Origin of the sequence: Aromatoleum sp. (assembly GCF_035254505.1) — a bacterium.
GTDB lineage: Bacteria > Pseudomonadota > Gammaproteobacteria > Burkholderiales > Rhodocyclaceae > Aromatoleum.
In genome coordinates this window covers 168,534-187,288 of sequence record NZ_DATFAO010000017.1, presented here as the reverse complement: position 1 = coordinate 187,288, position 18,755 = coordinate 168,534, and the positions used below count along the sequence as shown (strand labels likewise).

Sequence of the window (18,755 nt, the reverse complement as noted above, 5' to 3'; positions counted from 1 at the left end):
CGGAGGATCACGCAGTCGAAGAAGGGGCGGCTTGGCGATGTACGCCAGTCGCCCCTTTCGACGACTGTCCCGCCTTCCGCTCCGGGCCGGGCTCCGCGGATCCGGCTGCCGCGAGCCCCGCCTTCCTGCCGTCGACCGCGTGCAGCAGCGCGGCAACGATATCACCGCGCAACTGGCGCCATGCGGGTCCGCCCGCCGTCACGTGACGCTGGTTCACTTCCAGTTCCAGCCCCACATAGACCTCGGGCGCGTAACGGCGCCTCAACCACGCACAGAAACCATCGGCGCGGCCGGTGTACGGGTAATTCCGGCGCAGCCGCAATCCCGCATCGCGTTGCGCCAGGGCCGCCATCCAATGTCGCGAAAGATCCGCTTCGGGGGGCCGGTGCGGGTCGTACAGGAAACCCACGTCCGCGGTGCGGACCCGTCCGTCCATCACCGGCGTGAAACTGTGGCTGGAGATGTGCACGACGCGGGAGCCGCGCTCGACGGCCTGGGCGATGATGCGCTCCACACGGCGGCGATACGGCAGGTAGTAAGCCGCGTCGATTTCGGCCCTTTCGCGCCGCCCCAGCGGGCGGGTGATCTCGGAGAAGCGGCCGCGATGGCCGGGAGAGCGGTTCAGGTCGACGAGCAGCCGGCTGATCGTCGCGGACACGAGCGGCGCGTGCAGCGCGTCCGAAAGTTCGCGTGCCAGCGTCAGCGCTCCCGCGTCGTAGCCGCGATGGCTGGACAACAGGGCCTCGCGTCCCGCGAAAAGCGGCGCGTAGGCCTGGGGAAGGCGCTTGCCGCCGTGTTCGCAGGTGATCAGGAAGAAGGTGCCACCGGTCTGCCCCGGTCCTCCACCGTGCTGCGGTGGCGGCACTAGCGCGGCCCCGGATATTGATGGTTGTCGTGCAGACATTCGCATAATTCCCGGTAGACGCCGAGCAGGCAACCGGGATCATCATCAAGGGCCGTGGCGAGGCGACGCGCCAGCGGCCCGCGGTTGAGGATCAGATGCAGCGCCGGCAGCCACTGCGGGGCAAGCAGGCCGTCCGCCTGCAGCCGGTCGATCAGTCCGGCCCAGAGCTCCGTCGCGATCCGCGGCCGGGTACCACAGCCGAGCAGTTCGAGGTACTCGGGGTCGTCGATGTCCGCGCGCTCCGCGTCCTGGATGCAGCGCTCGAACACCGCGACCAGCCTGCCCGTGTCGAGCCCGGCGGCTTCAGGTTCCGCACACACCCCGTCGTAGAGATGACGCACGAGCGCCGCTGTCGCCGCAGCGACGGCGAGGTCGGCGAAGGGACATTCCTGGGTGTCGAGGATGCGGATTTCGATCGCGCTGCGTTCAAAGCGCGGTGCCGCGGCACGCACGTTGAGCCATTCATGACGCAGGGTGTTCACGTCCCCCTGGCCGGGAACCGCGCCGTATTCCGCCACCTCGCGGTACATCGGCGCGAGCACCTGGGTCTGATACTCGCGCGGCGACGCGCTCGGGTCGGGGATGCAGCTGCCCATCGAGGAGGGTACCTGCTTCTGGTGATCGCGGTACGCGACGAGCCGATAGTCCATATAACCGGTGGGGCGCTTGTCGGCCCAGGGGGAGCTCGCGGCCAGCGCGGGCAGGATGGGCAGCGCAAGACGGATGGCGGCGTGCAGTCGCGCGAACTCCTCGTCGCCGGAGTAGGGCAGGTTCAGGTGAATGCTCTGCAGGTTGCCCCAGCCATGACGGCGGCAATCGAAGATCCGGTCGAAGCAGGCGTAGATCGCCGCGTTGTCGAGCGTCCACAGGCGCGTATCCGTCGTCGGATCCATCCACGGGTGCACGCCGCCGGGCATCAGGCATGCGTCGAACGGCGCGAGCAGGTCGTTAACAGCGAGCACTTCCGCGTGGAAGGCGTCGACGAGGTCCTCCAGCGCCGCGACGGGCCGAAGGTTCTTCAACTCGATGAGGTGCATCGCCAGTTCATTGGACCACCCCATGTTGCCGTGGACGACCTCGGAGGCCGGCTCACCGGCGCCGGCGGCGAGGAGCCGGTCGGCAAAGGGCCGGATGTCGAGGTGATCCCGGTCGACGATCATGTATTCGATCTCGACGCCATAGCCGGCAAAGGCTGGCAGGTCGCTGCGAACGCTCTTGTGAGTCATGCTTCCCCTCGCTCGCGCCGGCGCTCGAGCCGGCGCAGGAACACCCCCATGACTTCGCGATACAGGGCGTCGCGCAGCACGCCGTCCTCGTTGCCCGCGTCGACATTGGGGTTGTCGTTGATTTCGATAATGCAGCAGCGATTGCCGATCTGCTTGATGTCGGCGCCGTAGAAACCGTCGCCGATCAGATTGGCCGCCTGCAGCGCGATCTCCACGACCTCGGGCGGCGCCTCGCCCACCGCGAGCGCCTCAGTGCGCCCTTCGCGCTCACCGTCGTGGTCGATGATCTGCCAGTGCCCTTCGGCCATGTAGTACTTGCAGACGAAGATCACGCGCCGGTCGAGGATGCCGATGCGCCAGTCGAACTCCGTCGGCAACCATTCCTGCGCGACGATCAGATCCGAATGGTCGAGCAGCGAGGCGACCTTCTCGCGCAGTTGCGGTTCCGTCTCCACCTTGTCGACGCCCGACGAGAACGAGCTGTCGGGCTGCTTGAGCACGCAGGGCAGCGCCAGCAGCGGCACGACCTGGTCGATGTTGTCGCGATGGATCAGCAGCGTGCGCGGCACGGGCAGGTTGTGGTGGGAGAGCATTTCGGCCAGATAGACCTTGTTGTTGCACTTCAGGATCGACTCCGGATCGTCGATGACCACGAGGCCCTCGCTCTGCGCCAGCCGCGAAAAGCGGTAGGTGTAGTGGTGCACGAAGGTGGTGTCGCGGATGAACAGCGCATCGAATTCCGGCACCCGTTCATAGTCCGCCGGCGTGATGAACTCGACCCGCATCCCGAGTGCTTCGCCCATGTCGGCAAATTTCGCCAGCGCCTCCGGATTCGACGGCAGATGCGTGCCCTCGGGGTTGTGCAGGATCGCGAGCGCGTACTGGCGCGCCGGGCGGCCGTCGGGCGGGCGGACGCGGGTCGCGAAATAGCCGGTGGCCGCGTCGAACATGAATTGGCGATGGATGTCGGGCACTTCGCCGATCCCCACCAAGCTGACGCGACGCGCATGCCAATGACCGCCCGTGCGCTCGAAGTCCAGGTGCAGCAGCGGCGCCTGCAGCAGCTGGAAGAGTTGCTCGGCGAGCACGTTGTAGCGTTGGGCGACGTTGCGGCCGAAATAGACGCTGAGCTCGAAGTGGTCCGTCTTCAGCGGTTCCAGCGATTGGTCGATGAGCTGGGCGAGGCTGGCGATCAGCACCTGGCCGAGGTGCTGGGACTGGATGTCCTCGATCGTGCCGGCGCGGGGCCAGGGACGGTGGCCGCGGGCGTCGGCGAGCAGCGAAACGTAATAGCCGAGACTCTGGTATCGGTACGAGCGGCACAGGTTGAAGACGCGCGCGGCCTTGTCCTCACCGTAGGTCGGATCGATGAGATAGCTCCGGGCGGGAACGACGGTGACGCCGTCTCCGCCCACCGGCCAATCCCCCGGATCCTCGACGACGATCAGCGTACTCATCCGCTGCCTCCTTCGATGTCCTTTTCATCCGCCCCATCGGCATCCTCGGCATCCTCGCCTTCGGCGTCCTCGCTCTTGCGCGGTGCGAGCACGAGCAGGTTGGCGTCGTGCGTCACGATGCCGAGGAGGATCGCGTTGAAGACGCGGTCCATGCGAATCCAGTAGTCGCGCGTGCCGCCGTACGGATGCGGCCCATAAGGGTCGGCGACGAGCAGCTTGCGCTGCGGCCGGTCGTAGCCGGAAATGACGACGAAGTGACCCGAGGGCGTGCCGCGCACGTCATCGACGATGTCCGTCGGACCGTACTCGCGGGCCACGCGATACAGGAAGGTGGAACTCAGCCCGGTGATGATGGGCTTGCGCCGGCGCAGCAGGCCGCGGATCAAGGGCGGCGAGAGGTCCGTGAAGCGCAAGTGGCCGCCGAGGCGCAGGAATTCGAGGTAACCCTCTGTCGCGTGCTGCAGGCGCGGGTCGTCCTTGACCTCCAACTGCACGCGCAGACGCTCGGCGATGTCCATGCGAGGCCGCCGGAACCACGTCGGATCGAAGACCGTCAGGTTGTAGGTGTAGATCGTCGCCGCGTAGCCGTGGGTCAGGGCGTCGCAGGCGAGGAAGACCGCGAAGGTGCCACCATGCTGCAAGGCGCGCGTGCGGCCAATCACGTCCTGCAGCTTCGCGTCGTCACCCCAGTAACGATACACGGCATGCAGGCAGGTCGGCCCGCAGGTCGTCTCCGTGGGCTGGGGCAGCATGTAAAGGGGCAGCCGCAATAAGTTCGGCAGCATTCCGTCAGTCCGCGCGGTATCGCACCGACATCGGCTCGCCTTCGGGCTCCGGGTCGTGCAGCGGCAGACGGTCGGGATCCGCCTCGGGGTCGGGCTGTGGAACCGGATCGGGCGAGGGGTTCGGCGGCTTCGGGTCCTGGTCCGGCTCGTGTCGATGCGGCCAGATTTCGGTGGTGCCGAAGGCCTGCGGGAATGGGTCGGTGCTGATTGTCGGGATCATGATCGTCCCCCCTGCTGGTGATACCGGCTCAGAACGCAAAACATGTGCCCTGCCGATTCGGCCGGCTTTGCCTGCGTCGAGGTCGCGGTGGCGGGCGAGGCAGACCGTGGGCACGGGGTTTGCACCACGTGTGATTGGAGACGAAAGCGGCCTTTTTCGGACGGAAATCCCGGAGACGGATGCATTGCCCCGCGAACAGCGCCGTAACGTGTAACTTTTACCCGCGTCCTAGCAGTTTTTTCAGGTTTGCCGGTAGAAAAACGATGGCGCAGGCACCTGAAACACTGGAAATTCCCTCTGATCGCGCAGTAACACAGAAGCGGTACGGAAATTGCGAACGGAAGAGCACCAGAGATGGGACGGCCACGTCAAAGGAGGTGTCTCATGCTGTATTACTCAGCAGTTTTTCTCGTCATTGCAGTCATCGCGGCACTCTTCGGCTTCGGCGGCATCGCAGCCGGTGCCGCCGAAATCGCGAAAGTTCTGTTCTACATCTTCATCGTGATCTTCATCGTCTCTCTCATCTTCGGCTTATTGCGAAGATGACCGGAGGCGTGAGATGAACACGTTCCGCATCGCCCGCTTCCTCGTGCTCGCCACGTACGGAGCGGCTGCGCTGAGCCTGCCCGCCTGCGGGGAGGGCGTCGAGCCCACCACGCAGGGCTCGGCACCGCCATCACATCTGCAGCAGCAGGTGAACGATGCGGAGCTGAAGTCCCGCGTGAATGCGGCCCTGACGGCCGACGGACACCTCAAGGCAGACGCCATCACGGTCACCGTGAAGAAGGGCGAAGTGACCCTGGCCGGCGTCGTGCCCGTCGAACAGATCGCGCGCGCCGACGATGTGGCACGCCGGATCGACGGCGTCGCCGTCGTCATCAACGCGTTGCGCGGCACGGCGACACCTGCCTCATGACGCATTCGCAGCGCCGCAGACACAGCTAGAGCTTTCAGGGCCGGGCAGGGCGCCCATCCTTCGCGTCCGTCCGTATATTCAAGCAACAAAAAACGAGGACATCGCCATGATGAACAGAAGATCCATGCTAGCCGCCACCGTTGCAATTCTCTCGCTTCCGCTCGTCAGCGCGTGCGATTCGATGCGCGGTCACTCATCGAGTCGCACCGAATCAGCGGGCGAGTACGTGGATGACGCAACCATCACGACCAAGGTCAAGGCCGCATTGGTCGAGAGCAAGGACGTGAAGGCACGCGAAGTGAACGTCGAAACCTATCGCGGCGTCGTGCAGCTCAGCGGCTTCGTCGCCACCCAGGCCGAGGCGCAGAAGGCCGGCGAAATTGCCCGCGGCATCAAGGGCGTCCAGTCCGTCAAGAACGACATCAGGATCAAGCCCGCGTCGTAATTCTCAACTTGCCACCTAACGTACTGTCCACCCTGGCCGGCCTGCACATCATCCTCACGGGATGCACGATGGGGCCGGCCGCCGACCTCCCTCCGCCTGGCTTCGTTTCGACCGGCAACGCGGTGCGGATCGAAGACGAGCGGGGTCCACTCGGACCGCAGCGCTCGCGCGGCGTGGTCCGCGAGCTCGAACAGGAAGACAGCACCGGCCTGGTTCGCTATCACCTGCAGCAAGTCGAAGGCGTCCTCGCACAGCCCCTCGCGGTGGGGAACGACGCCCGCCTGCTGATCGACGGCCCGCAGACCGAGGCCGCGATGTTCCGCGAGATCGGGCTCGCACGCGAGCGCATCGATATCGAGACCTACATCCTCGAAGCCGAAGGTGCAGGCGAACGTCTCGCCTCCTTGCTGGAGAAAGCACGTTCGGCGGGCGTGCAGGTCCGTGTCATGTATGACAGCGCCGGCTCGCTCGCGACGCCGGAGGCCTATTTCGACCGCCTGCGCGCCGCGGGCGTCGCCGTGTGCGCCTTCAATCCACTGAATCCGCTGGCGGTGCAACGCGACTGGCGGCTCACCGCGAACAACCGCGACCACCGCAAGATCATGATCATCGACCGACGCATCGCCTTCACCGGCGGGATCAACATCAGCGTCGTGTATAGCTCGAGCTCCTTCGGGCGCAAGCGCACGCCGCCCGACCCGAAGGCCGGCTGGCGGGATACCCACGTCGCGGTGCGCGGGCCCGTGGTGGCGCAGTTCCAGCAGCTTTTCGACGACACCTGGGAACGCCAGAAATGCGAGGCGCCGCCCGGCCCGGCGACGCCCGCCAAGTCGGCATCCGGCAGAGCGGCGCCGGGCAAGGTGGCAACTGCGCGGGCCGGCGACATGGCGATGCGCCTCGTCGTCGCCGATCCGGCGGTCGAGCGCAGCGAACCCTACGTCGCGTTGATGTCGGCCATCGAAAATGCGAAGTCCCGGGTGTGGCTGACCTACGGTTACTTCGTCCCGGACGAGCGCACGCTGCAACTGCTGCAGGACGCCGCGCGGCACGGCGTCGACGTCCGGCTCGTGCTGCCGGGCTTCAGCGACTTCTGGGCGCCGTTCCACGCGGGGCGCTCGCACTACACGGCGCTGCTCGCGGCCGGGGTGCGGATCTTCGAACGGCGTGACGCGCTGCTGCATGCCAAGACCGCCGTGATCGACGGCGTGTGGTCCAGTGTGGGGTCGACGAACCTCGACTGGCGCAGCTTCGTGCACAACTACGAGGCGGACGTGCTAGTGGTCGACCGCAGCTTCGCAACCGAGCTGGAAAAGCTCTTCGCGCTCGACGAATCGGCCTCCCACGAAGTCACTCGGGCGGAATGGAAGCGACGCGGCATCGGCCCGCGTTTCCTCGAATGGCTCGCCCGGCGATGGGAGTACCTGCTATGAGGCTTCCAGCGCGAGCTCGACGCGCGGATCGCCCTGATCGACGGCGACCGGCTCGGCCGACTTGAGGCGCCCGGCGTCCACGCCCAGCGTCCTGAGAGCGTTCAGCACGACAGCGGTGCGCTGCCGCCCGAGCTCGCCGAGCGCGGAGGCGGGCACGGGTTCGCGTTCGATGAGCTGCTCGAAGAGTTCGCGGTGCAGGGCCGTCTCGCCCCCTTTGGGGTTGCGGCGCGCGTAATCGCGCCGGAAGGTCGCCAGTGCGTCGCTCCCGGCTTCGGTCTCGTAGCGGCGTGCGACCGCGGCGCGAATCGCCGTATCGCCGAAGTCGAGCTCGCCGACCGGGCCGTCGCCGGGTTTCTGTCCCGCCGCGGTCGCGATGTCGCGCCGCGCGCGCTCGGTCCGTAGCGCTTTTTCGTCCGGCCCGGCGACGTAGCCGCCATGTAGCGTCAGGACGAGTTGCGGACGCTCGCCGAGTGCGTGGGCGAGCTGCTGCAGCTTTTCCTCTTCCTCGGCCGACAGGCGGGCGCTACCGGGCTCGAACTCGATGGCCCGCAGCGTATCGTCATCGCCGCGCCCGACGAGCCGCGCGAGCAGGCGGAACGGCGCGGTGACCACGCGCTGCAGCACATTCCCCAGCGCGTCGGCGACGAGCCGGCCGTATTCGAAATGCGCGTCGCCGACGTTCCCACGCACCGGCACTTCGAGATGGACACGGCCCTTCGGATCCTTGAGCAGCGCGACGGCGAGCTCCAGCGGCAGGTCGCGGGCGTTCGGTGCGTCCACCCGTTCGCCGAGCACGAAATCTTCGAGCGTCACGGCGTTATTGCCGTCGAGTTGCCGGTCGAACACGCGGTAGTCCACGTCCAGCCACAGCCGTCCGGCCGCGATCGTGCGCCCGGCGAAGGTCGCGGTGTAGGGGGACAGTTGGGGCATTTCGACGTTGTCGAAACCGACCGCGAGATCGGTGAGTTCACCCGGTGCGAAGGGGCGGATGCGGCCCTTGGCGTGCGCTTCCCCATGGGGCGCGATCCGTCCGCCGATATCGACCACGGCCTCGCTGCGCGGTCGGTTGTCGACGCCGAGGACGCTTCCCGCGACCGACTGGACGCGGGTGGAGAAGGGCAGGACAAGACTGTAGTCCGCGAAGTCGACCGCGCCCTCGCGGACCTCGATCCGGTCGATGCGCAGCGCCAAGGCGGGCGGCTCGGCAGTCGTTGCGGGCTTCTCAGGTTTCTCGGGTTTCTCAGGCTTCTCGGGCTTCTGGGGCGCACGGGCGCCGGCGCGGCGCTTGCGCAACAGGTCCGTGAGATTGAGTTCCCGGTTCTGGTCGACGATGAGGCGGGCGTCGGGGGCGTCGAGCACCACCTTGGTCAGGAGCAGGCTCTGCGGCGCGAGCTGCCATCGGCCTTCGGCGCTGACCTGTCGCGCAGAGAACAGGCTCGCGCCGCTGTCGGCCTCGTCGAGTCGTAGGCCCGAGATCCGTGTGCTGCCTTCCGCGCTGATCTGCGGCGGCTCGGCGCCCGAGCGGCGCAGTCGGATGTCCGATCCCAGGCTCCCGCCGGCGAGCCGCAGGTCCGTGTGCTGCTGCAGCAACGCGGCTGCCGGGGCGAGATTGACGTCGGCAAGCTGCACGTGCGCTTCGGCGCCATTGCCGTCGAGCGCCGCGTGCCCGTCCACGCGGACTTCGCCGCCGCTCGCGATCTTCATGCGGGCCTCGAAGCTGAAGGGCGCCGCCGACTTGCTCGCGAGGCCGCTGACGCGCGCTTCACCGCTGCCGCGCAGGGCGAGCGGGGTGTCGGCGCGCCGGTCGTCGAGGCTGACATCGACCCCCTGGGCGACGAGTTCGCCGACCGCGTAGCTCCACGGATTCGGGGCAGACGCCTCGTGCCGGGCCGGCTGCGGTTTTCCGTCCTTCCTTGCGGCCGTGAATCCGCCAGGCAGTTTGAGCTTGCCCGCGGCGTCGACGACGAAGTCGAGCGCCGTCTTTTCGAGCGTGACCCGCTCGGCGACGATTTCCCGGGCCGCCGTATCGAGCTTCCCGCCCGCGAGTTCGAGGCGCTCCGCGACCACGGGGGCAGAATCGCCGGCGGCGTAGCTCGGCTTCGCGAGACTCGCCGTCAGCCCGTCGGCGTGAAAGCCGCCCTTGGCGCCGTCCAGCACCAGATCCGCGTGGGCCTCCGCCCGCTCGGCGTCGAAACGCCGGCCGGGCTCCGCGAGTTCGCGGTAGTGCAAGGCGATGTCTTCAAGGGTCGCGGCCGGGATCTCGACGCGCCAGGGTGCGTCCTTGCCGCTCTTGTCGGAGTCGCCGCGGTGCAGTCCGGCCCAGTCGATCCGGCCCTCGGCGTCGACGGTGGCACTGACGGTGCCGTCCGCGAGCCGCAGGCCCTTCAGCTGCACGCGGCGCGAGGCCAGTTGCAGGCTTCCGTCGGCCACGTCGATGTGCCGGATCGCTGCGAGCGGCGGGTCGGCCTCGGCCGCGCCCGCGCGTGCGAGCCTGAGGCCATCCGCATGCAGCGTCAGCCCGTCGAGGGTCAGGTCTGCCCCGTCCGCGGCTCCGCTGGCATGGTAGCGCGCGGCGAAGCTTAATCGACCGTCCGGCGCCGCCAGGGTCCATTGTCGCTCGAACAAGGGCCACCACGGCTCGACCAGTGCATCTTCAAGCGAAACGCGGCCCGAAGCGCTGCGTGCGCCGATGCCGAGTTCTCCCTCCGCCTTGAGCGATCCGCCGCCAGGTAATCCGGCTGCGAGGCGATATTGCGCGGGTGGCGCATCGGCGACGGTCGATAGCGAGCTCGCGTCGATCTCGATCGCCTGCAGGGCGATGGCGCTCGACGCCGCGCCGTGCTCGCGCAGGATGACGCTCCCGTCGCGCAGCGCGAGCTTGCGCAGCAGCAGGGCCGGCAGCTCGTGCGGGGAGCGGGGCGGGCCCGATTCGGAGCGCGCCGGGGTCACCTGCGGCCATACCGGCCGGCCGTCCTCGTCGAGGGCGAGTTCCAGCATCGGGCCTTCGAGCTCGATGGCGCCGATCGTCCAGCGGCGGGCCAGCAGGCCGACCGAATCGAGATCGACGCGGGCACGCCGTGCCTTGAGAAAGGGCGTGCCGTCGTGGCGGGTCAGCGCGATGTCGTCGGCGACGACGCTGAGCAGGAAGGGATTGGTGTGCACCGCGCCGACGCTCAGGCTCAGTCCGAAGCGCTCCTCGATTCCGCCGGGAAGCTCGCGCTCGATCAGCCACGGCAGCACGAAGAAACCGGCCAGCGCGTACAGGACGGCAAGAACGGCGCCAATGCCGGCAGCCCACAGCGCGTGCCTCGCAGCTCGCCCGCGAAGCCGCCAGCCGCTCACTTCGCCTCCCCGCCGGGCGCCGCCTCCGCCGTCTCCGGCGTCTCCGCCGTCTCCGGCGTCTCCGGCGTCTCCGGCGTCTCCGGCGTCTCCTCACCGTCGACGTAGAGCGACCGCACGAGGACGACGATGGTCGCCGCGAGCGGCGTCGCGAAGATCACGCCGAGCACGCCCAGCAGGGCGCCCAACAGAACCTGCGCGGCAATCGTGAATGCGGGCGGAAGATTGACGCTACGCTGGTCGATCAGCGGCGAGACGACGTAGCCCTCCACCGACTGTACGCCCAGGTAGAGCAGGGCCACGGACAGCGCCTCGGTGGGGCCGACGGCGAAGGCAACGATGAGGGCGGGGACGGACGCGAGGATCGGCCCGACGTAGGGCGCGAATTCCAGCGCAAAGGCGATCAGCCCCAGCGCGAGCGCGAGCGGGATGTGCAGCAGCGACAGCCCGATCGTGAGCGTGACGCCGACGACCGCCATCTTGACGACGGTGCCGACCAACCAACCGCGCAGTGTGTCGACGACCTCATCGAGGACCTCCGCGGCGCGCACCCGGCTGTCGCGCGGAAACAGCGCGAGCAGTCCTTCGCGGTAGGTATCAGGGCTGGCCGCGCCGTACAGACCGATGAAGAGCAGGATGAAGAAGCCCGTGATCGCTCCGATGGTGCTCGAAAACAGTCCCCCCAGCCGCACCAGCCACTCCGGGTTCTGGGGGACAAGGGCGCGCAGATTCCGGTCCGCGAGCACGGCACGACCCCATTGGAAGCGCCGTATCTCCTCCAGGATCTTGTGTTGCGCCTCGCTCAGGCGCGGCCCGAGCTGATCGAGCTGCTCCGCCGTTTCCGCCCCGAGGAAGATGCCGCCGACGGCGATCAGCGCGAACAGCACGGTTAGCACGACGGCCAGCGCCGCGGGATAGGACAGGCCCGTCGCCTGCTGCACCACGCGGCTCAAGCCGCGCAGGAAGAGCGCGACCAAGGCCCCCCCGAAGACGAGCAGCACGACGTCGGCGATCGCCCACATCAGCAGTGCAAAGCCCGCGATCGACATCACGAACGCAACGATCACGATCGACCGGTCGGCGCGGCGCGCGTCGGCCGCGCTGCCCGGGGTGGCGGGCGCGACAGCCCGCGGATGACGTCGCCGCGGCTGGGGCTGGAGACCCGGGCGCAACCTCAACCCGCCTCCCGCGAGCGCTCTGGCACCTTGACCGCCACGTACACCGCGGACATGCCCCGGCGCACGAGCACAGGCGCGTATCCACCCGCCGACGCGACGAGCAGTCTCTGGAATTCCCGGCGATCGGCAAAGGCCTGATGACCGACCATCACGATGATGTCTCCGTAACGGATCGAATCGCCGCCGTCGGCCGGCGGAGCGCGGTCGACCCGCAATCCGAACTCGATCCCGAGATGACGGCACAATTCAGGCGGCAGATCGCTGAGCACGAGTTCGGGCTCGTCGTTCGCCGCCGTGACGACGGGCTGGCCGGCAAGCGACGGGAAGCGTACGCGGGAGCGGGATTCGCCCACCGTGACCTCGAGCCGCTGCAACTCGCCCTCGCGCCACAATGTGACCGTCTGCTGCGTGCCCGGTTCGGACGCGGCCACGCGCTCCATCAGTTGCTCGGCGCCGTCAACCTTGCCGCTGTAGCCGACGATGACGTCTCCCGCGCGCAGGCCGGCACTCGCCGCCGGGCCGTCGGGATCGACCTTGCTGACGATGCTGCCGTCCCCGCGCACGCCGAAGGCCCGCGCAAGGCTCGGGCTCAGCGGCTGCACGGTGATCCCGAGCCGTCCGCGGCGGACCTGTCCGTCGCGCTCCAGGCGGTGCGCGACGTCGAGCGCGAGTTCGATCGGGATCGCGAACGAGAGGCCGAGATAGCCGCCGGTGGGGCTGAATATCATCGAATTGATGCCGACGACTTCACCGTGACGGTTGATGAGCGGCCCGCCCGAGCTGCCGGGATTGACCGCGACGTCGCTCTGGATGAAGGGCGTGCGCGCGCTGTCGGAGAGGGTGCGGCCGGTGGCGCCGACGATGCCCGCGGTGATCGTGTTGGTGAAGCCGAAGGGCGAGCCGATCGCGGCGACCCATTCGCCGGGTGCCAGCGACTTCGAGTTGCCGAGCTTCGCCACCGGCAGGTCGTGGGCGTCGATGTGCAGCACCGCGATGTCGCTCTCCGAGTCGGCCCCGAGCAGGCGCGCGGGGAACTCGCGCTTGCCGTCCGCCAGACGCACGGTAATCGAGGTGGCCTCGGCGACGAGGTGGGCATTCGTCAGGATCAGCCCGTCGGGATGGATGATGATCCCCGAGCCCAGCTCGTCGATCGACGGGGAGCGGGACTGCCTGGGCATGTCCTCGTCGTCCCCCTGGCCTTCGGAGAGCAGGCCTTCATCCGGGATCGCGACCGAACGCAGGCTGATGATATTGACCACGGCCGGCCCCTGCGCCCTCATCAGCGCGCCGAAGTTCGGCGCTTCATCAGTCGGTGAGCAGGCCACGATAGCGGTCAACAGGCAGGCGAGGAAGAGGATTCTGGCCAGGAAGCCGGCCGCGGGGCCGGAAATGGGTGGGGCGTGCATGACGGCGACTCCGGGAACTAAGGCCGACAATCCGGATGAAGCAAGGGGGATGCCGTAATTGGCTTTGGCCCGGGTACGGGATTTGCGGAGCTCCGCCGGGCCGCGCAGGACGCGGCTGGTCAAAAAGGAGGAGTAACAGCATGACTTGTAGACGATCCTTCCTGCGTGCGGTCCTCTCCGCTGCAGCCCTGTCATCCCTTGCGACGACAGGGCTGACGGCCCACGCTCAGGGCTATTCGAACGACGGGGGAACGCCTCGCGCCGCCGGCGACAAGGGGAGCATGAGCAATACCGACGACACGCGCCGCGACGGCTCGCGCCGCATGGGGCAGGTCCTCGACGACCAGACGCTGGAGACCAAGGTCAAGACCGCGCTGATCGGATCGGACCAGGTGAAGGCGCGCAACATCGAGGTCGAGGTGCGCGACGGCATCACCTACTTGAGAGGTAACGTCAATTCGGCCGCGGAGGCTCGCGCCGCCGTGACGACCGCGGAACACGTCAGCGGCGTGAAATCCGTGAAAAGCACGCTCGTCGTGCAGTCCCCGCAGTAAGTTGCGGCGGTGGCACGGGCTCCGGTAGATCTTACGGCGTCGTGTAATTCCTGCCCCGATTCTCCCGCTCCCGCTCCCGCCACCTCCCCGTGCCTGAACCAACAAAAAGGAGTCGCACACATGGTTAAGTGGGCCATCATCTTCTTCGTCATTTCCCTGATCGCCGGCCTGTTCGGCTTTACCAACATCTCTGCCGGCGCCGCTGGCATTTCCAAGGTTCTTTTCGTCATTGCCCTGGTGATCTTCCTGATCGTCCTGATCTTCGGGGTGGGACTCGGCGTGCTGGCCTTCTGAGGCCGCGGAACGCATTCCCCATTACAGGTAGCCGCAATCCTGACAGCCGGTATTGGCGCGCTTCCTGCATCAGTCGAAGGGACGGGCTTTTTCTGTTCCCACGCGGTTGTGGGAGGAGGTTCGGATGCATTGCACCATTCATTGCCTCGTGTCCGGCGAAAGTGAACTGACACCCCTGAAGGAGCGTATTTCAGAAGCCGGAATTGCCGACGAGGATGTCTACGTCGTCTGGCGAAATGCCCTCGACACGCGCCGCGATCCGGCGCTCGTCGAGGATCCGCTCACCCCGTGGGATAGCTTGGGCCAATTTTTAGTACCCGCCGCCCTGTGGTGGGGCCTTGCCACCGGCGCCTGGTGCATACCGGCCGCCGACATCCCCTCCCAGGGCCACAAGCTCGCACGCGTGACCGTCATGGGCGGTCGCCGCTATGTTCCCCACAACGAAACCGGCCCGGACTGAAATGTCCGGGCCGGTCTGTTATTACGGGGCGGTGCAGGCATCAGGCACTGCGACGTCCGCTACGCTCCGTTGCTTCGGTCATCTCGCTCCCCGCCCGGCGCGCGACGCCACGCATCGCTTCACCGGTGCGCTCGCCCTCTTCCTGCAGGGCTTCGGTCTGCCGCTCGGCGATCTCGCGCGTACGCTCGATGCCTTGACGGACCGTTGCACGGAACTGCTCACCGCCCTCGCGCAGGGTTTCACGCGTGGCTTCAGTCAGCGATTCGGTCGCACGGGCCATTTCCTCGGCCTGCTGACGCGACAGCGCCTTCAGGTCTTCCATGCTCTCGGCGGCCTGCTCTTGGAGCTCTTCGAGCCCGTACTGCCATTGCTCGGAAAAATCGATCACCTGCCGCTCGAGCAGACGCAGCAGATGTCCTTGAATTTCGCCCCGGGTATCCTCGGCCTGGTGGGCCAGACGCACCGCATTGTCGGTCGTCGTCGAGAACAGGCGCAGAGTTCGATCGTCGTCGACGGTGAGCATCCGGGAATAATCCGGCAGCCCAGCGGCCGCCGCTGCACGCAATTGAGAGCGGAGCACGATACGGGTGGCAGCAGCCTGCAGGTCGTACAACTGGCCGAGGCCACGCCACGCGGTTGCCGCCAGGTTGGTGGCCATCGCGCCGCGCGCCGTACGGCCTTCGCGGCCTTCGCGAGCTTCGCTACGGCTTTCGCTGCCGCCGCGCATCGCTTCCCGGCCTTCCTCACGGGCTTCCGCGCGACCCGTCTGCTGACCACCGCCTTCGGAGGCTTGCGTCTTTTGATCGTCGTTCGCGGATTTGGGTTGAGCCATGTCGTTTCTCCTAGATCTGTGAATATGTCCAAGGGATCACCGTTCCAGCGTGCTCGACGCAAAACGGCTTTTTGTGCACCGCAAACGGGGGGCCTGACCCAATCCGGCAAAGGCTCTTCCGGCTTTTGCCGCCCGATGCCACGGGCGCCACGGCGAAGCCGGCAGGCGGACGCGTTCACGGACTCGTGAAGAATCTGCACGCCTACGAAAAAAATACCGGTCGATGTCGCCAGGCGCGTGCACGCCGGCCGCGAAGACGGGCCCTTCGATGCGCGACCGCCGGGCACCACGCTTGCACTGTAAGAGGCGCGCAACGAACGCGGAGAACAGGATGAGGCATGGAGACGCTCGGGCCGGCGGCCCGGCGAAAGACGCCACAGAGCGGGAGGAGCACGCACCTCGATGGACGCCCTGGGCGCGGTGACATTGGCCCGCTTGCAGTTTGCGGCCAACATCACTTTCCATATCCTGTTCCCCGCGATCACCATCGGGCTCGCGTGGGTGCTGCTGTATTTCAAGCTGCGGTACAACCGCGGAGCAGGCAGCGCGTGGGCCGACGCCTATCGCCTGTGGGTGAAGGTCTTCGCGCTGACCTTCGCGATCGGCATCGTCACCGGCGTGACGATGAGCTTCCAGTTCGGCACCAATTGGCCGGGCTACATGGAAACGGTCGGCAACATCGCAGGCCCCTTGCTCGCGTACGAAGTGCTGACCGCCTTCTTCCTGGAGGCGGGTTTTCTCGGGATCATGCTGTTCGGCGCCGGGCGGGTGAGCCCGCGGGTTCATACGCTCGCGACCTTCCTCGTCGCGCTCGGGACGACGATTTCCGCGTTCTGGATTCTCGCGCTGAATTCCTGGATGCAGACGCCGGCGGGCTACGAGATGATCGACGGCCGCGCCCACGCGACGAGCTGGCTCGCCGTGCTGTTCAATCCGTCCTTCCCCTACCGTTTCACGCACATGTTGATGGCCTCGGGCCTGACGGCCGCCTTCCTGATCGCCGGCATCTCGGCGTGGCGCTGGCGCCGCGGGGATCGGCGCGACGACGTGATGGTCGCGCTCGGCACCGGCGTGCGTCTGGCAGCCTTGTTGATTCCCTTGCAGATCTTCGTCGGCGACCTGCACGGCCAGAACACCTTCCATCGCCAGCCGGCCAAGATCGCCGCGATGGAAGCGATCTGGGAGACACAGCGCGGCGCGCCCGCCGTGCTCTTTGCCCTGCCCGACAGCGAACGCCAGGACAATCGGCTGGAAGTGTCAATCCCGCGCCTCGCATCGCTGTACCTCGGTCATTCGCTCGACGCGGAGGTCCGCGGGCTGAAGGATTTTCCGGGCAAGCATCCGCCCGTGGCACCGGTGTTCTTTGCGTTCCGCACGATGGTGGGGGTGGGGCTGCTGATGCTCGCCGTGTCATGGACTGCGTGGTGGCAGTTGCGGCGCCACGGTCAACCGGGCGCGCGCGTCCTTCGGGCGCTGGTCGCGATGACGTTCTCGGGCTGGGTCGCGCTCGTCGCCGGCTGGTTCGTGACCGAGATCGGCCGCCAGCCCTGGCTCGTGCAAGGCGTGCTGTCGACCGCCCAGGCGGCATCCTCGACGCCCGCACCGCGCATCGCGCTCACGCTGGCGATGTACCTCGTCCTCTATGCCGTGCTGCTCGTCGCCTTCATCTCGGTCCTGTTCCACCTCGCGGGCAAGGCAGGGGACACACTGGCGGCGAAGGATGCGATGCCGATCGCCACACCTTCCCTGATGGGCGTCGACGTGCGTGCAGAAGAGGAAGACAGCGATCAGCCCGAGGTGACCGGCCATGCCTGATCTCACGCAACCCGCCGGCTGGCTGCCGCTGGCCTTCCTGGTCGTGATGGGGCTCGCGATCCTGATCTACGTCGTCCTCGACGGTTACGATCTCGGCCTCGGCATCCTGCTCGGCCTCGCCGATGAGCACGACAGCGACATCATGGTCGCCTCGATCGGCCCGTTCTGGGACGCGAACGAGACTTGGCTGGTCCTCGGCATCGGCGTGCTGCTCACCGCCTTCCCGCTCGCTCACGGCGTGGTCATGGGGGCGCTGTATCTGCCGGTGGCGGCGATGCTCTTCGGCCTCATCCTGCGCGGCGTGTCCTTCGACTTTCGCGTCAAGGCCCACGCGCACCACAAGCCATGGTGGAACCGCGCCTTCTGCGTGGGTTCATTGATCGCGGCACTGTCGCAAGGCTACATGCTCGGGCTGCTGGTCGTCGGCTTCGAACGCACGCCGGCCAACATGCTCTTCGCGGCCTTCATCGGCCTCGCGCTCGCGTCCGGCTACTGCCTGCTCGGCGCGGGCTGGCTGCTGATCAAGACGGAAGGTGCCGTGCAGCTGCGCGCAGTGCGCTGGGCAAAGCACGCGTTGTGGCTCACGGCCTTTGGCATTGCCGCCGTGTCAGTGGCCACACCGCTGATGAGCCGCGCCATCTTCGAAAAGTGGTTCGACGTGCCGCAGATCTTCCTGCTCGCGCCGATCCCGCTGATCACCGCAGGCCTCTTCCTGTTCGCCCTGGTCGCGCTGCGCCGCCTGCCGGCCCAGCTCGCGCAGGGCAGGGAAGGCTGGGCGTGGGCGCCCTTCGGCGCCGCCGTCGCGATCTTCGTGCTGGCCTTCCACGGCCTCGCGTACAGCCTCTTCCCCTGGATCGTGCCGCAACGCATCGACCTGTGGCAGGCCGCGGCAGCGCCGGAATCGCTGAGCTTCATCCTCGTCGGCGTCGCCATCGTGCTGCCGCTGATCATCGCCTATACGATCTTTGCCTACCGCGTGTTCTGGGGCAAGGCGATCCATCTGGAATACGGTTGAGAGGACGCGGTTGAGAGCGCGCCCCTTCGGATCGTATCGCCGACCCCAGTTGCTGCGCCTCCTGGCTCAGCGCTGGCGGGACGCTATGGCGCGGGCGAGCTCTTCCTTGTTCATGCGTGAACGGCCACGGATGTCGAGGTCGCGGGCGCGATCATAGAGTTCCTTGCGGGTATGGCCGAGCACGTCTACGCCGCCGTAGGTATCCCTCCGGCCGGGGTGGCCCTTGTTCTTCGTGGTCTTCTTCGCACCGGGGTCCGATGGGCCCTTGTGGTCCTTTTTTTCCCAGTGGTCGCCGACCTTTTCGAAGGAGTGCTTCAGCGCGGCAATCGCGGTGCGGCTCGCACGCTCGCCCGAGCCGTATTCGCGCTCCGCGTTCTCCAGCGTCTTGGCGTAGGTACGCTGCGCCTTCGACGAAGAACGTTTCAGCGTACTCGGTAAGGCTTTGTTCGGCATGATGTTCTCCTCACTTCTGGGCTTGC

The 18,755-nt window shown here is 67.3% G+C and carries 19 protein-coding genes; 9 read left to right on the top strand and 10 right to left on the bottom strand.

Annotated features, from left to right (window positions below; genetic code table 11):
• Nucleotides 1–7: 7 nt before the first annotated feature.
• The 5 genes from VJ673_RS03285 to VJ673_RS03265 are packed head-to-tail and all read right to left on the bottom strand — an operon-like array spanning nt 8 to nt 4,592.
• Nucleotides 8–865, bottom strand: a complete 858-nt coding sequence (locus VJ673_RS03285) for an N-formylglutamate amidohydrolase (RefSeq protein WP_324124598.1) — start codon at nt 863–865, stop codon at nt 8–10.
• Entirely contained in the window at nt 865–2,130 is a 1,266-nt protein-coding gene (locus VJ673_RS03280) for a carboxylate-amine ligase (protein ID WP_324124597.1), read from the bottom strand. Before VJ673_RS03280 ends, VJ673_RS03285 begins: the two co-directional genes overlap by 1 nt.
• Nucleotides 2,127–3,587 carry a RimK family ATP-grasp domain-containing protein gene (locus VJ673_RS03275; protein ID WP_324124596.1) on the bottom strand — a complete coding sequence of 487 codons (1,461 nt, stop codon included), beginning with the start codon at nt 3,585–3,587 and terminating at the stop codon, nt 2,127–2,129. The genes VJ673_RS03280 and VJ673_RS03275 overlap by 4 nt, the downstream gene beginning before the upstream one ends.
• Nucleotides 3,584–4,372, bottom strand: a complete 789-nt coding sequence (locus VJ673_RS03270; RefSeq protein ID WP_324124595.1) for a C39 family peptidase — start codon at nt 4,370–4,372, stop codon at nt 3,584–3,586. Before VJ673_RS03270 ends, VJ673_RS03275 begins: the two co-directional genes overlap by 4 nt.
• A gap of 4 nt (nt 4,373–4,376) precedes the next feature.
• Complete coding sequence (locus VJ673_RS03265; protein ID WP_324124594.1) at nt 4,377–4,592, bottom strand: hypothetical protein; 216 nt, start codon at nt 4,590–4,592, stop codon at nt 4,377–4,379.
• Nucleotides 4,593–4,976: 384 nt separating this feature from the next.
• Between VJ673_RS03265 and VJ673_RS03260 the strand changes: the two genes are divergently transcribed.
• The 4 genes from VJ673_RS03260 to VJ673_RS03245 all read left to right on the top strand — a co-directional run bounded on the left by VJ673_RS03260 (nt 4,977) and on the right by VJ673_RS03245 (nt 7,383).
• The gene (locus VJ673_RS03260) at nt 4,977–5,138 is read left to right on the top strand and encodes a DUF1328 domain-containing protein (RefSeq protein ID WP_324124593.1); all 162 of its coding nucleotides are present in this window, start codon (nt 4,977–4,979) and stop codon (nt 5,136–5,138) included.
• Between the two features lie 13 nt (nt 5,139–5,151).
• Nucleotides 5,152–5,508 (top strand): BON domain-containing protein, encoded by a 357-nt coding sequence (locus tag VJ673_RS03255; RefSeq protein WP_324124592.1) that lies wholly within the window; start codon nt 5,152–5,154, stop codon nt 5,506–5,508.
• A gap of 226 nt (nt 5,509–5,734) precedes the next feature.
• Nucleotides 5,735–5,953: a BON domain-containing protein gene (locus tag VJ673_RS03250; protein ID WP_324124591.1), complete on the top strand. Its 219-nt coding sequence runs from the start codon at nt 5,735–5,737 to the stop codon at nt 5,951–5,953.
• Between the two features lie 8 nt (nt 5,954–5,961).
• Nucleotides 5,962–7,383, top strand: coding sequence for a phospholipase D-like domain-containing protein (locus VJ673_RS03245; RefSeq protein ID WP_324124590.1), 1,422 nt, complete (start codon nt 5,962–5,964; stop codon nt 7,381–7,383).
• On the opposite strand, the gene VJ673_RS03240 is transcribed toward VJ673_RS03245, so the two are convergent.
• Genes VJ673_RS03240 through VJ673_RS03230 form a run of 3 tightly spaced genes read right to left on the bottom strand, consistent with a single transcriptional unit; the run spans nt 7,378 to nt 13,306 of the window.
• Nucleotides 7,378–10,725 (bottom strand): DUF748 domain-containing protein, encoded by a 3,348-nt coding sequence (locus tag VJ673_RS03240; RefSeq protein ID WP_324124589.1) that lies wholly within the window; start codon nt 10,723–10,725, stop codon nt 7,378–7,380. The genes VJ673_RS03245 and VJ673_RS03240 overlap by 6 nt on opposite strands.
• Nucleotides 10,722–11,894, bottom strand: coding sequence for an AI-2E family transporter (locus VJ673_RS03235; RefSeq protein WP_324124588.1), 1,173 nt, complete (start codon nt 11,892–11,894; stop codon nt 10,722–10,724). Before VJ673_RS03235 ends, VJ673_RS03240 begins: the two co-directional genes overlap by 4 nt.
• Before the next feature lie 2 nt (nt 11,895–11,896).
• Entirely contained in the window at nt 11,897–13,306 is a 1,410-nt protein-coding gene (locus tag VJ673_RS03230; RefSeq protein ID WP_324124587.1) for a trypsin-like peptidase domain-containing protein, read from the bottom strand.
• 140 nt (nt 13,307–13,446) lie between these two features.
• On the opposite strand from VJ673_RS03230, the gene VJ673_RS03225 reads away from it, so the two are divergent.
• From VJ673_RS03225 to VJ673_RS03215, 3 genes are all read left to right on the top strand, one after another.
• The gene (locus tag VJ673_RS03225) at nt 13,447–13,860 is read left to right on the top strand and encodes a BON domain-containing protein (RefSeq protein WP_324124586.1); all 414 of its coding nucleotides are present in this window, start codon (nt 13,447–13,449) and stop codon (nt 13,858–13,860) included.
• Nucleotides 13,861–13,980: 120 nt separating this feature from the next.
• Nucleotides 13,981–14,154 carry a DUF1328 domain-containing protein gene (locus VJ673_RS03220; RefSeq protein WP_324124585.1) on the top strand — a complete coding sequence of 58 codons (174 nt, stop codon included), beginning with the start codon at nt 13,981–13,983 and terminating at the stop codon, nt 14,152–14,154.
• Nucleotides 14,155–14,278: 124 nt separating this feature from the next.
• Nucleotides 14,279–14,614 (top strand): hypothetical protein, encoded by a 336-nt coding sequence (locus VJ673_RS03215; RefSeq protein ID WP_324124584.1) that lies wholly within the window; start codon nt 14,279–14,281, stop codon nt 14,612–14,614.
• 40 nt (nt 14,615–14,654) lie between these two features.
• Here the strand turns inward: VJ673_RS03215 and VJ673_RS03210 are convergent, their stop codons facing one another.
• A complete protein-coding gene (locus VJ673_RS03210) occupies nt 14,655–15,446 on the bottom strand; it encodes a hypothetical protein (protein ID WP_324124583.1) in 792 nt (263 codons plus the stop codon).
• 402 nt (nt 15,447–15,848) lie between these two features.
• On the opposite strand from VJ673_RS03210, the gene VJ673_RS03205 reads away from it, so the two are divergent.
• Nucleotides 15,849–17,261 (top strand): cytochrome ubiquinol oxidase subunit I, encoded by a 1,413-nt coding sequence (locus tag VJ673_RS03205; RefSeq protein WP_324124582.1) that lies wholly within the window; start codon nt 15,849–15,851, stop codon nt 17,259–17,261.
• Nucleotides 17,254–18,276, top strand: a complete 1,023-nt coding sequence (locus VJ673_RS03200; RefSeq protein ID WP_324124581.1) for a cytochrome d ubiquinol oxidase subunit II — start codon at nt 17,254–17,256, stop codon at nt 18,274–18,276. The genes VJ673_RS03205 and VJ673_RS03200 overlap by 8 nt, the downstream gene beginning before the upstream one ends.
• Nucleotides 18,277–18,342: 66 nt before the next feature.
• Here the strand turns inward: VJ673_RS03200 and VJ673_RS03195 are convergent, their stop codons facing one another.
• Nucleotides 18,343–18,729, bottom strand: a complete 387-nt coding sequence (locus tag VJ673_RS03195; protein ID WP_324124580.1) for a ChaB family protein — start codon at nt 18,727–18,729, stop codon at nt 18,343–18,345.
• Nucleotides 18,730–18,755 lie beyond the last annotated feature (26 nt).